Source organism: Nocardioides imazamoxiresistens (assembly GCF_032378595.1).
GTDB classification, from domain to species: domain Bacteria; phylum Actinomycetota; class Actinomycetes; order Propionibacteriales; family Nocardioidaceae; genus Nocardioides; species Nocardioides imazamoxiresistens.
In genome coordinates, this window is record NZ_JAVYII010000008.1 from 88,721 (window position 1) to 102,749 (window position 14,029).

Here is a 14,029-nt window from a genome sequence, read left to right on the forward strand (position 1 = left end):
GGGGTCGGGAGCGGGGTCGGCGACCTGCGGCCGGGTCAGGTCCGGCGGCGCCGCTGCTGGTCGATCAGCGTCTCCTGCAGGTGCCGCTCGCCGGGCGTCCGCGTCCAGCGACCGTCGCTGCCGAGCTCCCAGGCGTCCGTCGTCGGGTCGAAGGCGAGGTCGAGCAACCGCGTGATCTCGGCGACCTGGGTCTGGGGCAGCCGCACCAGCACCTCGACGCGGCGGTCGAGGTTGCGGTGCATCATGTCGGCCGAGCCGATCCAGGCGCTCGGCGTGCCGCCGTCGGCGAACCAGAAGACGCGGGAGTGCTCGAGGAAGCGACCCAGCACCGAGCGCACGGTGATGTTCTCCGAGAGGCCCGGCACGCCGGGGCGCAGCGAGCAGATGCCGCGCACGAACAGCTCGACCGGCACGCCGGCCTGCGAGGCCAGGTAGAGCGCGTCGATGACGGCCTCGTCGACGACCGAGTTGGCCTTGATCCGGACCTGCGCCGGCCGCCCGGCCTGGTGGTGCGCGATCTCGGCGTGGATGGCCTCGACGAGACCGGTGCGCACGGAGTCGGGCGCGACCAGCAGCTCCTCGTAGGAGGCGTTGCGCGAGAAGCCGGACAGGTTGTTGAACAGGTGCGCGACGTCCTCGCCGATCCGCGGGTCGGCGGTGAGCAGGCCGAGGTCCTCGTAGATGCGGGCCGTCTTGGGGTTGTAGTTGCCCGTCCCGATGTGCGTGTAGCGACGGATGCCCTCGGGCTCGTCGCGCACGACGAGCGAGAGCTTGCAGTGGGTCTTGAGTCCCACGAGGCCGTAGACCACGTGGCAGCCGGCGTGCTCGAGCTTGCGGGCCCAGCGGATGTTGTTGGTCTCGTCGAAGCGGGCCTTGATCTCGACGATGACCAGCACCTGCTTGCCGGACTCGGCCGCGTCGATGAGGGCGTCGATGATCGGGCTGTCGCCCGAGGTGCGGTAGAGCGTCTGCTTGATCGCCAGCACGTGCGGGTCGGCCGCGGCCTGCTCGATGAAGCGCTGCACGGAGGTGGCGAACGAGTCGTACGGGTGGTGCAGCAGCACGTCGCGGCGGCGCACCGCCTTGAACACGTCGACGGGCGAGCTGGACTCCACCTCCGCGAGCTGGGTGTGGGTCGACGGGACGAACGCGGGGTACTTCAGGTCCTCCCGGTCGAGGTCGGCGATGTCGTTGAGCCCGCGCAGGTCCAGCGGGCCCGCCAGCCGGAAGACCTCCTCGTCGCGCACGTCGAGCTCGGACATGAGCAGCTCGAGCACCTTGTCGTCGATGGACTCCTCGACCTCGAGGCGCACCGCGGGCCCGAAGCGCCGGCGCAGCAGCTCCTTCTCCAGCGCGGCCAGCAGGTTCTCGGCGTCGTCCTCCTCGACCTCCAGGTCCTCGTTGCGGGTGACCCGGAAGGTGTGGACCTGCAGCACCTCCATGCCCGGGAAGAGACGCTTGAGGTGCTCGCCGATCACGTCCTCCAGCGGCACGAACCGCTGGTTGCCGACCGCGACGAAGCGGTCGAAGATCGGCGGCACCTTGACCCGGGCGAACTGCTCCTTGCCGGTCTTCGGGTTGCGCACCAGGACCGCGAGGTTGAGCGAGAGGCCCGAGATGTAGGGGAACGGGTGCGCGGGATCGACCGCCAGCGGCGTGAGCACCGGGAAGACCCGGTCGCGGAAGAGCCGCTTGCAGTGCTTCTGCTCCTCGCGGTCGAGCTGCTCCCAGCGCACGAGCTGGATGCCCTCGGACTCCAGCGCGGGCACGATCTCCTCGCGGAAGACGCGCGCGTGACGGTCCATCAGCTCGCGGGTGGTCGTCCAGATCTCCTTGAGCACCTCTCGCGGCAGCAGGCCCGAGGCTGCCCGCACGGCCACGCCGGCGGCGATGCGGCGCTTGAGGCCGGCGACGCGGACCATGAAGAACTCGTCGAGGTTGCTGGCGAAGATGGCCAGGAAGCGCGTGCGCTCCAGCAGCGGGAGCGAGGGGTCCTCCGCCAGCTCCAGCACCCGCTGGTTGAACTTGAGCCACGAGACCTCGCGGTCGAGGAACCGGTCGCCGTGCTGCTCGACGGCGGCGAGGGCCTCGGGGTCGGGGGCGTAGGGCGGGTCCACGTCGAAGATGTCACCGCCGACCGCCTGCAGCGCCGCCTCGGGGGGCCCGTCCTCCAAGGAGCCGGAGACGTGAGCGGCGAGAGCGGACGGTTCCGTGGTCATGGACGAAGTGTTCCACCCGCCGGTGAACGGACGGTGACCTCGACGAAGGGCGTCGCGCTCGCGGTGACCGGTGGGTAACGTGGCCGTCGTGCCTGCACCCGCCCGCCTCGACGAGCTCGCCGTGACCCTGCGCCGCAGCGCGGTCCAGGGTCTGCTGCGCCTGCCCGAGCCCGCCCGGCGGAGGTTGGCCGGGCCGCCCGTCACCATCGACGGCCTCACCCTCGACCTCGACACCCAGCTGGTCCTGCGGGCCCAGGTGCTCGCCCGCGAGCCCGTGGTGGAGCGCCTGCCGGTGCCGCAGGGCAGGCGGGTGCTGACCGCGCAGGCGCGCCTGGCCGGCGGCGTCCAGCCGATCGGCGAGGTGCAGTCGTGCCGGGTCGCGGGTCGTGCGGCGCGGCTGTACGTCCCCCGCGGTCGGCTCGTGCGCGACGGCTCCGCGGGCGATCCGCTCCTGGTCTTCCTGCACGGCGGCGGTTTCGTCTACGGCGGCCTCGACAGCCACGACGCGCTGTGCCGGTTCCTGGCGGAGCGGGCAGGGGTCCGGGTGCTGTCGGTGACCTACCGGCTCGCGCCCGAGCACCCGTTCCCGGCCGCGTACGAGGACGTCCTCGCCGCCTACCGGTGGGTCTGCGCCAACGCCGGCTGGCTCGGCGCCGACCCCTCGCGGCTCGCGGTCGGCGGCGACTCCGCCGGCGGCAACCTCGCCGCCGTGACGGCGCTCGCGGCCGCGCGCGAGGGCCTGCCGCTGGCGTACCAGCTGCTGATCTACCCCGCGACCGACCTCACCCGGTCGGCGCGCAGCCACCGGCTGTTCGGCGACGGGCTCTACCTGACCACGCAGTTCATGGACCGGGTGGAGGCCGCCTACCTGCCCGACGCGTCGCGGCAGACCGACCCGGCTGCCTCGCCCGCCTACGCCGACGTCCCCGCCGACCTGGCGCCCGCCTACGTCGCGACCGCCGGGTTCGACCCGCTGCGCGACGAGGGGGAGGCGTACGCCCGTGCCCTCGCCGACGCCGGTGTCCCGGTCACGGCGCGGCGCTTCGACGGGCTCATCCACGGGTTCGCCAACTGGGTGGCCCTCGGCGCGGCCAACCGGGCCGCGCTCGACGAGATCGCCGCCGCGCTGGCGACCGGTCTGGGCGCGGTCCCGGACGCGGTCCGGGAGGGAACATGACCACGTCCGACCAGCCGCGGCGCCGGCCGCGCTTCCTGACGGTGTCGACGGCCGCCGTGCTCGCGGTCGGCTTCGCCGGCTACCAGAGCGTGCGGGTCGAGGCGAGCGAGAACGGCGTCCCGACGGTCTTCATCGGCGACTCGATCACCGAGGCCGACACCGCGACGCCGACGGACCTGCCGGGCCGGCGCTCCTGGTTGCGCTACGTCGTGACCGACGACCGCACGCCGTGGCGCTACGTGGCCAACGAGGCCGTCGCCGGCGAGACGCTCGGCGAGATGGCGGCCCGCTTCGAGCGCGACGTGCTCGCCCGCGACCCCCGTGCCGTCGTGATCATGGGCGGCACCAACGACGTGCGTCTCGGGGTCGACGTCGACGACTCCGTCGCGGCCCTGGCCTCGATGGTCCAGCGCGCGCAGGGGGCCGGTGCCGACGTGTGGATCGTGTCGCCGCCGCCGCTGGAGCGCGCCGGGTGGGGCGACGTGGGCGACCTGATCGAGGCCGAGCGCGAGCTGGCCGAGGACCTCGACGTCCCGTTCGTCGACGTCGTCGACTCCCTGGGCGTCGGCGGCGAGGACCGCTGGCGCGAGGGCTACGCCGCCGACGGCGTCCACCCCACGCGCGACGGTGCGCGGGCGCTCGGCGCGGCCGTGCTGGGCGCCGTCTCGCGCTGAGGCCTCAGCCCCGGGCGTACTGCACGTGGGTCGCGGCCACGGTGAAGCCGAGGCCGGCGTACACCGCCCGCGCCGGCGCGTTGTCGCCCTCCACGTACAGCTCGATGCGCTCGACGCCGTGAGCGGCGAGGTGGTGCAGGCCCGCGAGGGTGACGAGCTTGCCCAGCCCGCGCCCCTGCGCCGCGGGCGCGATCCCGACGACGTAGACCTCGCCGGTCGCCCGGGTCCGCTTCGTCCAGTGGAAGCCCAGCACCTCGCCGCTCGCCGCGTCCTGCGCGAGGAGCAGGCCGGCCGGGTCGAACCAGTCCTGCGCCATCCGCTCGGCCAGGTCGCGGGCGTCCATGGCGCCCTGCTCGGGGTGCGCGGCGAACGCGGCCGTGTTGATCGCGAGCACCGCCTCGGCGTCGGCGGGGGAGTCCGGCCGGTACGCCCGCACCGTGACGTCGCTGCGCGCCGGCAGGGGCGGGAGGTCGTGCGGGCCCCGCTCCATCACCAGCAGCTCGCGCACCGGCGCGAAACCTCGTGCCGCCGCCAGGTGGCGCGCCGCGGGGTGGTCCGCGTGCGACCACGCGAGCACGCGACCGCCCGTCGCGACCAGGCCCCGCTCGAGAGCCCCGTCGAGCAGCGCCGTGCCCAGGCCCGCGCCGCGGTGCGTCGGCGCGACCGCGAGCCCCAGGTCGTGCGTCCCGCCGACGCGGCGCAGCAGCGCGAAGCCCGCAGGGGAGCCGTCGGCAGCGGTGGCCGCCCACAGCCGCGCGTCCGTCAGGCCGCGGTGGTCGAGGTCGCGCCACCCGGCCTCGTCCACGACCCCCGCGCCGTCGGCCTCCACGAGCGCCGCGTCGACCTCCCGCACGACGGCGATCGCCGTCGCGGCGTCGGTGACCTCGGTGACCTCGGTGGCCTGGCGGGCGGGGCGGTCGGAGGGTGCGTCAGCCATGCCCCGGACAGTACGACGGCCCCCCGACCACCGGGGTCGGAGGGCCGTCGAGCGCCGTGGGGTCGCTCAGGCGTTGGCCCGGGCGACGTCCTCGCTCTTCTCCTTCGTCGGCAGGACGAAGCGGTAGCCGACGTTGCGCACCGTGCCGATCAGCGTCTCGTGCTCGGGACCGAGCTTGGCGCGCAGGCGACGCACGTGCACGTCGACCGTGCGGGTGCCGCCGAAGTAGTCGTAGCCCCACACCTCCTGCAGCAGCTGCTGGCGGCTGAAGACCCGGCCCGGGTGCTGGGCGAGGAACTTCAGGAGCTCGAACTCCTTGAAGGTCAGGTCGAGCGAGCGGCCGCCGAGCTTGGCGGTGTAGGTCGCGTCGTCCACGACGACCTCGCCGCTGCGGATGACGTGGGCCTCCGGGTCGTCGGCCTCGCGCTGCGCGGCGAGGCGACCGATCGCGAGCCGGATCCGGGCCTCGAGCTCGGCCGGCCCACAGGTGTGCAGGACGACGTCGTCCATGCCCCAGTCGGCCGCGACGACGGCGAGGCCGCCCTCGGTCACGACGAGCAGGACGGGGACGTCGGAGCCGGTGGTGCGGATCAGGCGGCACAGGTCGCGGGCGTGGGCCAGCTCCTGGCGGCCGTCGACCAGGACGAGGTCGGCGTCGGGGGCCTCGAGCAGCGCGCTTCCCTCGGCTGGCAGGATCTTCACGCTGTGGCCCAGGAGTGCGAGCCCCGGCAGGACCTCGACGGAGGGCTGCAGGGCGCTGGTGAGAAGCAGGAGAGTGCTCACGGGTGGTCTCCTCCCGATGGGGCGGGGACCGGAACTCGACGTTGAGCTTCGGCCGACGAAGGTGAACGGGAGGATACAGAAACATCATGGTCACACCACCGGAACCCCCCCGAAGTGAGACGCAGGTCATCGAGGCCCGCTACTGGGCGGGCGCGAAACAGGCGGCCGGGACGGACGCCGACCGACTCGAGGTCGAGGGCCCCGTCACGCTGGCCGACCTGCAGCAACGGCTGCTGGGTCTGCACCCCGGCGCGCGCCTCGGCGACGTGCTCGCCGTCTGCTCGGTGCTGGTCGACGACCGACCGGTCACGACGGAGGACCCGGGCGAGGTGGTGGTCTCCCCGGGCAGCACGGTGCAGTTCCTGCCGCCCTTCGCGGGTGGCTGAGCCCCGCGTACGCCCCCGCTCCTGACCCGGCGCCCCTACTGCGGCAGCAGCCGCATCAGGCGCAGGGCCGAGGCGATGTCGGGCACGTCGACGACCTTCATGCCGTCGACGACCCAGCGCTCGGGGAGGCGGGGCCCGCGCGAGCGCCCGGGCACGATGGCGAGGCGGAAGCCCAGGCGGGCTGCCTCGGCCAGGCGCTGGTCGAGGTCGCGCACGCGGCGCAGCTCGCCGGCGAGGCCGATCTCACCGATCGCGACCGTGCCCAGCGGTGCGGCCTTGTGCTGGGTCGCCGAGGCCAGCGCGACGGCCACGGCCAGGTCGCTGGCCGGCTCGTGCAGGCGGGCGCCTCCGACGGTGGAGGCGAACACGTCCATCTGGTGCAGCCGGAGGCCGCAGTGCTGCGCCAGCACCGCCATGGTCATGGCGACGCGGGAGCCGTCGAGGCCCGACGTCGTGCGGCGGGGCCGCTCGGCCGGGGTCGGGGTGACGAGGGCCTGCACCTCGGCGAGCAGCGGACGACGTCCCTCGAGGGCGACGGCCACGCAGGTGCCGGGCACCTGCTGCTCGTGGTGCTCCACGAACAGGCCCGTCGGGTCGGAGACGGCGACGATGCCCTCGCTCGAGAGCTCGAAGCAGCCGACCTCGTCGATGGGACCGAAGCGGTTCTTCATGGCGCGCACCATGCGCAGCCGCGAGTCCCGGTCGCCCTCGAAGTGCAGCACCACGTCGACGAGGTGCTCGAGCACGCGCGGGCCGGCGATGGTGCCGTCCTTCGTCACGTGCCCGACGAGCACGAGGGTGATGCCCCGGGTCTTGGCCATCCGGATCAGGGCGGCGGCGACCTCCTTGACCTGGGTCACCCCGCCCGGGACGCCGTCGACCCCGGCGGCGTTGATCGTCTGCACCGAGTCGACCACGACCAGGGAGGGCCGCACCGCGTCGACGTGGCCGAGCACCGCGCCCAGGTCCGTCTCGGCGGCCAGGAACAGCTCCTCGGTGATGTTCGCCGTGCGATCGGCCCGCAGCCGCACCTGCGAGGCCGACTCCTCCCCGGAGACGTAGAGCGTGCGGGCCTCGCGCCGGGCGGTCTGCGCAGCGACCTCGAGCAGCAGGGTGGACTTGCCGACCCCGGGCTCGCCGGCGAGCAGCAGCGCCGCGCCGGGCACCAGCCCCCCGCCGAGCACCCGGTCGAGCTCGTCGACGCCCGACGACCGGAAGGCCGCGGTGTCCGTGCGCACCTCCCCGATCCGCACCGCGGGGGAGCTCACCGGTCCGGCGACGGTGGTCGTGCCCGAGGCTGCAGGGGCGACCTCCTCCACGGTGCCCCAGGCCTGGCACTCGCCGCAGCGCCCGACCCACTTCGCGGTCTCCCAGCCGCACTCCGTGCAGCGGTGCACGCTGCGGGGACGGGAGCTGCGCGAGGCGGTTCGACTCATGGGCGGCACGCTAGACGGTGGCTCCGACAACGCGTCGCCCCGCGCACCGACGTCGGTTGACGCTCCGCCCGTCGCCGTCGATGATGCCTCGGCGCGACCCCGGGTGCGAGCGTCGCGCACGCGGCAGGGAGGCTGCGGGCAGGACGGGCCGTCGGACCGGGACCGACGGCGGAGCAGGGACGGGAGCGACGGTGCGTGAGGCGGAGCAGCCGCACGGGGCGGCGGAGCCGACGACGGCGAGCGTCCCGCCGACCCTCGCCGACGTCGCGGCCCTGGCCGGCGTCTCGCGGCAGACCGTCTCCAACGCGCTGAACAACCCCGCGCTGCTGCGCGCCGACACCCTCGAGCGCGTGCGCTCCGCGATCGCCGAGCTCGGCTACTCGCCCAACCGCGCCGCCCGCAACCTGCGCACCCGTGCCTCCCGGCTGATCGGCCTGCGGCTGACCGCCGTCGTCGACGAGACGGCGAACCCGACCACCGACCGGTTCGTCCACTCGCTCGTGCAGGCCTCGCGGGAGGCGGGCTACCACGTGCTCCTCTTCGACGGCGACGACCCGGACGACCCGGCGTCGGGCTACGACGCCCTCGTGCGCTCCACCGCCGTCGACGCCTTCGTCGTCACCGACACCTTCCGCGGCAACCCGCAGGCGGCCCACCTGGAGGCCTCGGGCGTCCCGTTCGTCGCCTTCGGACGGCCGTGGAAGCCCGCGGCGCTGCACCCGTGGGTCGACGTCGACGGCGGCGCGGGCGTCGCCGCCGCGACCCGGCACCTCGTCGAGCGGCGCCACACGCGCATCGCGTGGGTCGGCTGGCGCGCGCAGTCGCACCTGGGGGAGGACCGCCGCGACGGCTGGGCCCGCACCCTGCGCGAGCGCGGACTGCCCGTCGAGGGGCTCGCGGCGCGGGGGGACGACACGCCCGCGAGCGGGTACGCGGCCGCCTCGGCGCTGCTGGACTCCGCCGCGCCGACCGCCTTCGTCTGCGCCTCCGACACGCTCGCCGCGGGCGTGCTGGACCTGCTGCGCGACCGGGGTCTCGGCGCCGGGCGCGACGTCGCCGTCGTGGGCTTCGACGACTCCCCGTTCGCCCAGCTGCTGCCCGGCGGTCTCACCTCGGTGCGCCAGCCGCTCGAGGACGTCGCGGTGCACCTCGTCGCCCAGCTGGGCGAGCTGCTGGCCCGCCGCGCGCCGTACGGCACCGGGACGCTGCTGGAGCCGCGCCTCGTCGTGCGCGGCTCGACCCTGACGCGCTGAGGCCGCCCGGAGGGGGCGCGCTCAGCCGCTCAGAACCGCCGCCACCACAGGTTGACGGCGTAGTCGACGACGAGCCCCTCGTGCTCGGCGAGCACGGCGTCGGCGGTCGCCGGGTCGAGCTCGATCCGCACGACGGCCTCGAGGTCCTCGCGCCGGTCGAACTCCCAGGCGACGAGCAGCGGCTCGCGGGTCCAGCCGTGCGAGGTCCAGAACCGCTCGACGACCGCCGGCGGGTCGACCTTCGGGTAGCCCCGGCGGAACCACGCCCCGAAGGTGGAGCGGGAGGCGTCGTTGTCGATGACGAAGGCGGTGCCGCCGCGCCGCACGACGCGGGAGAGCTCGCGCAGGCCGGGCTCGCAGCCGGGGCCGAAGAAGTACGCCCACCGCGCGTGCACCACGTCCACCGACGCGTCGGGCAGCGGGACCTCCTGCGCCGAGCCCACGGCGACGGACACGTGCGGCAGGCCGCGGGCGCGTCGCCGGGCGAGGGCGGCGAGGGCGGGGTGCGGCTCGACGCCGACGACCCGCGCGGCGGCACCGCCGGGGGCGTGCGCCGGCCCGGGCTCGGCCCAGCGGCGCAGGTGGAAGCCGGAGCCGCAGCCGAGGTCGAGCAGGGTGCGGCCGTCCCAGTCGGCGACGTGGCGCATGGTGCGCTCGAGCAGCAGCCCGCGGTCGACCGCGAGGTTCTCGAGCTCGTACGTGCCGGTGTGCTCCCAGATGTTGGGGCTCGGCACGGTGCCGCGCGGTGCGCCCGGCGGGAGGGCGGCCACGCGCCGGGTCAGATCCGGACGGTGCCGGTCGGCGTCGTGACCTGCACGGCGAGCAGGCCGGGGGTGCCGTGCGGCGCGACCCACTCGACGGTGACGTCGTCGAGGGGCTCCTCGGGCGCCTCGCCCAGCCACTCGGTCACGCGGTTCGGGTCACCGGCGATCTCGAGGCCCGACAGCGAGTACGCCTGGTCGGCACCGGCGCCCGGGTGCAGCTCGCGGGGCGAGTCCCAGTGCACGAAGAAGGGCAGCTGCGGGTCGGCGATGAGGCCGTTGACGCCGATCTGCTTCCAGACCAGCTCGGTGCCGTCGGGACGGTGCCGGCTGCCCTTGACGGCCTCGCGCCCGAGCCGGCGCTCGATGCGGGACAGGTCGCCGACCGCGACGACCCAGCCCAGCCAGCCGCCGCCCAGCTTGGAGCGGGCGCGGACGGCCTGCCCGAACGGCGCCTTGTCCGAGGCCGGGTGGTCGAGCACCTCGACGATCTCGATGTAGGTGTCGCCGGCGAGGCCGAGCGTCATGTTGCGGGTGCCGAAGCGAGGGTGGACACCACCGTCGACGAACTCGCGTCCGAGCAGCTCGCCGATCCGCCGGGCGGTGGCGGCCAGTCCGTCGGGGCCGGCGGCGTAGGAGACGTGGTCGAGGCGCATGGGGAAGATTCTGTGCGAGCCCCCACCGCCCCCTGCACCCGGGGTCGGGTCTCTCGACGTCGAGAGTTCGGCGGGGCCTCAGCGGGGGCTCAGCCGCGCCTCAGCGTGGGTCGGCGGGGTGCAGCGCGAGGGCGGAGCGCGACCGCACGTGCGCCTCGCAGCGGCGCGCCAGCTCGGCGTACCCCGCCTCGCCCATCAGCGCGACCAGCTCGGCCGCGCTGGTGAGGTACAGCGGCTCGGGCGCGACGTGCGCGAGGGGGTTGCCGGTGCAGTACCAGTCGAGGTCGTGGCCGCCCGGGCCCCAGCCGCGGCGGTCGTACTCGCCGATCGAGACCTCGAGGTAGGCGGTGCCGTCGGGCCGCTCGACGTCGCGGTAGGTGCGTCGCAGCGGCAGCTGCCAGCACACGTCGGGCTTGGTCTCCAGCGGCTCGCGGCCTTGGCGCAGCGCCAGCGCGTGCAGGGCGCACCCCTCGCCGCCGGCGAACCCGGGCCGGTTCGCGAACACGCACGCCTCCTGCCCGTCGGTCACGACGGTGAGCGTCTTGCGCTCGCCCTCGTCGTCGGTCGTCACCCAGTGCTTGCGGGTCACGCGGGCGACGCCGGGGTGGTGCTGCCACAGGTCGGCGTCGAGCTGGGCGACGTACGCCGCGACCCGGCGCTCGTCGTCGCGGTCGGAGAAGTGCGCACCGAGCGTGCAGCAGCCGACGTCGGGCGCGCTCGCGTAGATCCCGGCGCAGCCGGAGCCGAAGATGCACGTGTAGGCGGAGGTCAGCCAGGTCAGGTCGCACCGGAAGACCTGGGCGGGGTCGGCCGGGTCGGCGAACTCGACCCAGGCGCGGGCGAAGTCCAGCGGGACCTCGGGAGCGGGCGGGTCGGGGTGCTGCTCGTCCGTCACCGCGCCAGCGTACGGTCCGCCGTCCGGGGCGGCCCCCGCGGCGTTACCGTTGCGCCATGAGGTTGCCCGGATGAGGCTCGGCGTGCTCGACATCGGCTCGAACACCGGCCACCTGCTCGTCGTCGACGCGCACGGTGGGGCGGCGCCCCTGCCGGCGTCCTCCCACAAGCAGCCCCTGCGGCTGGCCGAGCACCTGGACGCCTCGGGTGCGGTGAGCCCCGGCGGCATCGACGCCCTGGCCTCCTTCGCGCTCGAGGCGAAGGCCGTCGCGGAGGACAAGGGCTGCGAGGAGATGCTGGCGTTCGCGACCTCCGCGGTGCGCGACGCGGCCAACTCCGACGCGGTGCTGGCGGAGGTCGAGGCCCGCTCCGGCGTGGCGCTCAGCGTGCTCTCCGGCGAGGACGAGGCGCGGCTGACCTTCCTGTCGGTACGCCGGTGGTTCGGCTGGTCGGCCGGCCGGCTGGCGGTGTTCGACATCGGCGGCGGCTCGCTGGAGATCGCCGGCGGCTGCGACGAGGCGCCCGACGTGGCGTGGTCGCTGCCCCTGGGCGCGGCCCGGCTCGCGCGGGAGTACTTCGCGCACGGCGTGCCCGACGAGGACCACGTCCGCGCCCTGCGCCGCCGCATCCGCGCCGAGATCGCCCGCGACGCCGGGAACCTGCTGCGGGCGGGTGCTCCCGACAAGGCCGCCGCGACCTCCAAGACCTTCCGCTCGCTGGCGCGGATCTGTGGCGCCCCGGCGTCCTCCGAGGGCCACCTGGTGCCCCGGGTGCTGCCCGCCGCGGAGCTGCGGGAGTGGATCCCGAAGCTGATGGGGATGGACCACGACGCCCTGGCCGCGCTGCCGGGGGTCTCCGCGAGCCGCACGCACCAGATCGTCTCCGGCGCCCTGGTGGCGGACGCGGTGATGGACATCTTCGGGCTCGAGGCCCTCGAGATCTGTCCCTGGGCGCTGCGCGAGGGCGTCATCCTGGAACGTTTCGACCAGCTCAGCGTCCTGGGCTGACCCCGCGTCGCCCATGGTCGTCGGTCTCTCCACCTCGTCGGTCTACCCCGAGTCGACGGCGCACGCCTTCCGCTACGCCGCCGACCTCGGCTACGACGCGGTCGAGGTGATGGTCGGCATGGACACGCTGAGCCAGTCGATCGCCGCGGTCGAGCAGCTGGCCGGGCACCACGGCGTACCCGTCTGCGCGGTCCACGCGCCGTGCCTGCTGTTCACGCAGGCGGTCTGGGGCCTCGAGCCGTGGGGCAAGCTCGAGCGCTCGGCCGAGATGGCCCGGGCCCTGGGCGCCGACGTGGTCGTCGTGCACCCCCCGTTCCGCTGGCAGCGGGAGTACGCCCGCGACTTCGTCAACGGCGTCGCGGCGCTCGAGGAGTCGAGCGGCATCGCGTTCGCGGTGGAGAACATGTACCCGTGGAAGGCGACCCCGCGGAAGGGCACGACGCGGGGGATGGAGGTGTACGCCCCGGGCTGGGACCCCTCCACGGAGAACTACGCGAACACCACGATCGACCTCTCCCACGCCGCGATCGCGGGCTCCGACCCGATCGCGATGGCGGACCGGCTGGGCCCGCGGCTGCGCCACCTGCACCTGACCGACGGGACCGGGTCCGCCAAGGACGAGCACCTCGTGCCCGGCCGTGGCACGACCGGCGCCGCCGCGCTGCTGCGCCACCTCGGCGCCGGCGGGTTCGCGGGCCACGTGGTGCTCGAGATCAACACCCGCAAGGCGGCCGACCAGGCCGAGCGGGAGGCCGACCTCGCCGAGTCCCTGGCCTTCGCCCGGGAGCACCTCGGTCGCGCCGCCCCCGAGGGAGCCTGAGGACCACTTCCGGCTCCCGGGTAGCGTGCATCACATGCCGCTGCTGCGCCGTCCGCTACTCGCCCTCGCCCGCAGCGAGCGGGTGCGGCACACCCTCACCACCCTGCCGGTGGCGACGTCGATGGTGCGGCAGTACGTGGCGGGCGAGACCACCGACGATGCGGTGGCGGCCACCCGCAGCCTCGTCGACGACGGGCTCGCGGTCACGATCGACCACCTCGGCGAGGACACGGTCGAGCCCGAGCAGGCCGAGCGCACCACGCGGGTCTACCTCGACCTCCTCGACGCGCTGGCCGCGCACGGGCTCGCCCGCCGGGCCGAGGTCTCGCTGAAGCTCAGCGCGGTGGGCCGCACCCTGCCGCGGGACGGGTACGCCCTGGCGCTGGAGAACGCGCATCGCGTCGTCGAGGCCGCCCGCGCGGTCGGCACCACCGTCACCCTCGACATGGAGGACCACACCGGGGTCGACGACACCCTGGCCATCCTGCGCGAGCTGCGGCGCGACCACCCGTCCACGGGTGCGGTGCTGCAGGCGTACCTGCACCGCACCGAGGGCGACGCCCGCGACCTCGCCTACGAGGGCTCGCGCGTGCGGCTCTGCAAGGGCGCCTACGACGAGCCGGCGAGCGTCGCGATGCGCGACGCCGACGAGATCGACCGCGCGTTCGTCCGCAGCCTGCGCATCCTCATGGCCGGACAGGGCTACCCGATGGTGGCGACCCACGACCCGCGGCTGATCCGGATCGCCTCGTCCCTGGCCAGCCGGCACGGGCGCCACCAGGGCACCTACGAGTTCCAGATGCTGCACGGGATCCGACCGGTCGAGCAGCGTCGGCTGGCGGAGGACGGGGAGACGATGCGCGTCTACCTGCCCTACGGGACGGACTGGTACGCCTACCTGACGCGGCGGCTCGCGGAGCGACCTGCGAACCTGTCACTCTTCCTCACGTCCCTCGTCTCGCAGGACTGAGTCCGCAGGACTGAGTTCGCAGGACGGGGCCGCAGGACCGAGACCCGCAGAGCCAG

Annotated in this window: 14 protein-coding genes; 7 read left to right on the forward strand and 7 right to left on the reverse strand. The window is 74.6% G+C overall.

Features of this window, described 5'->3' with window-relative positions:
• Positions 1-35: 35 nt before the first annotated feature.
• A complete protein-coding gene (locus RDV89_RS16945; RefSeq protein ID WP_315734847.1) occupies positions 36-2,219 on the reverse strand; it encodes an RNA degradosome polyphosphate kinase in 2,184 nt (727 codons plus the stop codon).
• A gap of 88 nt (positions 2,220-2,307) precedes the next feature.
• On the opposite strand from RDV89_RS16945, the gene RDV89_RS16950 reads away from it, so the two are divergent.
• Both RDV89_RS16950 and RDV89_RS16955 read left to right on the forward strand, forming a co-directional pair.
• A complete protein-coding gene (locus RDV89_RS16950; RefSeq protein WP_315734849.1) occupies positions 2,308-3,396 on the forward strand; it encodes an alpha/beta hydrolase in 1,089 nt (362 codons plus the stop codon).
• Positions 3,393-4,070, forward strand: coding sequence for an SGNH/GDSL hydrolase family protein (locus RDV89_RS16955; protein ID WP_315734851.1), 678 nt, complete (start codon positions 3,393-3,395; stop codon positions 4,068-4,070). Before RDV89_RS16950 ends, RDV89_RS16955 begins: the two co-directional genes overlap by 4 nt.
• 4 nt (positions 4,071-4,074) lie before the next feature.
• On the opposite strand, the gene mshD is transcribed toward RDV89_RS16955, so the two are convergent.
• Both mshD and RDV89_RS16965 read right to left on the reverse strand, forming a co-directional pair.
• Positions 4,075-5,007: a mycothiol synthase gene (gene mshD / locus RDV89_RS16960; protein ID WP_315734853.1), complete on the reverse strand. Its 933-nt coding sequence runs from the start codon at positions 5,005-5,007 to the stop codon at positions 4,075-4,077.
• 66 nt (positions 5,008-5,073) lie between these two features.
• Complete coding sequence (locus RDV89_RS16965; RefSeq protein WP_315734854.1) at positions 5,074-5,790, reverse strand: response regulator transcription factor; 717 nt, start codon at positions 5,788-5,790, stop codon at positions 5,074-5,076.
• An 86-nt stretch (positions 5,791-5,876) separates the two neighbouring features.
• Between RDV89_RS16965 and RDV89_RS16970 the strand changes: the two genes are divergently transcribed.
• A complete protein-coding gene (locus RDV89_RS16970) occupies positions 5,877-6,176 on the forward strand; it encodes a MoaD/ThiS family protein (protein ID WP_315734856.1) in 300 nt (99 codons plus the stop codon).
• Positions 6,177-6,211: 35 nt separating this feature from the next.
• Here the strand turns inward: RDV89_RS16970 and radA are convergent, their stop codons facing one another.
• Positions 6,212-7,612 (reverse strand): DNA repair protein RadA, encoded by a 1,401-nt coding sequence (gene radA, locus RDV89_RS16975; RefSeq protein ID WP_315734858.1) that lies wholly within the window; start codon positions 7,610-7,612, stop codon positions 6,212-6,214.
• Positions 7,613-7,803: 191 nt separating this feature from the next.
• Here radA and RDV89_RS16980 point away from each other — a divergent pair, with 191 nt between their 5' ends.
• Positions 7,804-8,865, forward strand: coding sequence for a LacI family DNA-binding transcriptional regulator (locus tag RDV89_RS16980; RefSeq protein WP_315734860.1), 1,062 nt, complete (start codon positions 7,804-7,806; stop codon positions 8,863-8,865).
• A gap of 29 nt (positions 8,866-8,894) precedes the next feature.
• On the opposite strand, the gene RDV89_RS16985 is transcribed toward RDV89_RS16980, so the two are convergent.
• From RDV89_RS16985 to RDV89_RS16995, 3 genes are all read right to left on the reverse strand, one after another.
• Positions 8,895-9,635: a class I SAM-dependent methyltransferase gene (locus RDV89_RS16985; protein ID WP_315734862.1), complete on the reverse strand. Its 741-nt coding sequence runs from the start codon at positions 9,633-9,635 to the stop codon at positions 8,895-8,897.
• Between the two features lie 8 nt (positions 9,636-9,643).
• Positions 9,644-10,282, reverse strand: a complete 639-nt coding sequence (locus RDV89_RS16990) for a VOC family protein (protein ID WP_315734864.1) — start codon at positions 10,280-10,282, stop codon at positions 9,644-9,646.
• Between the two features lie 100 nt (positions 10,283-10,382).
• On the reverse strand, positions 10,383-11,177 hold the full coding sequence (locus tag RDV89_RS16995) for a DUF3109 family protein (RefSeq protein WP_315734866.1): 795 nt from the start codon (positions 11,175-11,177) through the stop codon (positions 10,383-10,385).
• Between the two features lie 70 nt (positions 11,178-11,247).
• On the opposite strand from RDV89_RS16995, the gene RDV89_RS17000 reads away from it, so the two are divergent.
• Genes RDV89_RS17000 through RDV89_RS17010 form a run of 3 tightly spaced genes read left to right on the forward strand, consistent with a single transcriptional unit; the run spans position 11,248 to position 13,973 of the window.
• Positions 11,248-12,183, forward strand: coding sequence for a Ppx/GppA family phosphatase (locus RDV89_RS17000; protein ID WP_315734868.1), 936 nt, complete (start codon positions 11,248-11,250; stop codon positions 12,181-12,183).
• A gap of 13 nt (positions 12,184-12,196) precedes the next feature.
• Entirely contained in the window at positions 12,197-13,003 is an 807-nt protein-coding gene (locus RDV89_RS17005; protein WP_315734870.1) for a sugar phosphate isomerase/epimerase family protein, read from the forward strand.
• Between the two features lie 34 nt (positions 13,004-13,037).
• Positions 13,038-13,973 carry a proline dehydrogenase family protein gene (locus tag RDV89_RS17010; protein WP_315734872.1) on the forward strand — a complete coding sequence of 312 codons (936 nt, stop codon included), beginning with the start codon at positions 13,038-13,040 and terminating at the stop codon, positions 13,971-13,973.
• Positions 13,974-14,029 lie beyond the last annotated feature (56 nt).

Bases quoted from the DNA above. Each gene is read 5' to 3' on its own strand.
- RDV89_RS16970 (WP_315734856.1), top strand. From the start codon at position 5,877: ATGGTCACACCACCGGAACCCCCCCGAAGTGAGACGCAGGTCATCGAG.
- RDV89_RS17010 (WP_315734872.1), top strand. From the start codon at position 13,038: ATGCCGCTGCTGCGCCGTCCGCTACTCGCCCTCGCCCGCAGCGAGCGG.
- radA (WP_315734858.1), bottom strand. From the start codon at position 7,612: ATGAGTCGAACCGCCTCGCGCAGCTCCCGTCCCCGCAGCGTGCACCGC.
- RDV89_RS16990 (WP_315734864.1), bottom strand. From the start codon at position 10,282: ATGCGCCTCGACCACGTCTCCTACGCCGCCGGCCCCGACGGACTGGCC.
- RDV89_RS16955 (WP_315734851.1), top strand. From the start codon at position 3,393: ATGACCACGTCCGACCAGCCGCGGCGCCGGCCGCGCTTCCTGACGGTG.
- RDV89_RS17000 (WP_315734868.1), top strand. From the start codon at position 11,248: ATGAGGCTCGGCGTGCTCGACATCGGCTCGAACACCGGCCACCTGCTC.
- RDV89_RS16945 (WP_315734847.1), bottom strand. From the start codon at position 2,219: ATGACCACGGAACCGTCCGCTCTCGCCGCTCACGTCTCCGGCTCCTTG.
- mshD (WP_315734853.1), bottom strand. From the start codon at position 5,007: ATGGCTGACGCACCCTCCGACCGCCCCGCCCGCCAGGCCACCGAGGTC.
- RDV89_RS17005 (WP_315734870.1), top strand. From the start codon at position 12,197: ATGGTCGTCGGTCTCTCCACCTCGTCGGTCTACCCCGAGTCGACGGCG.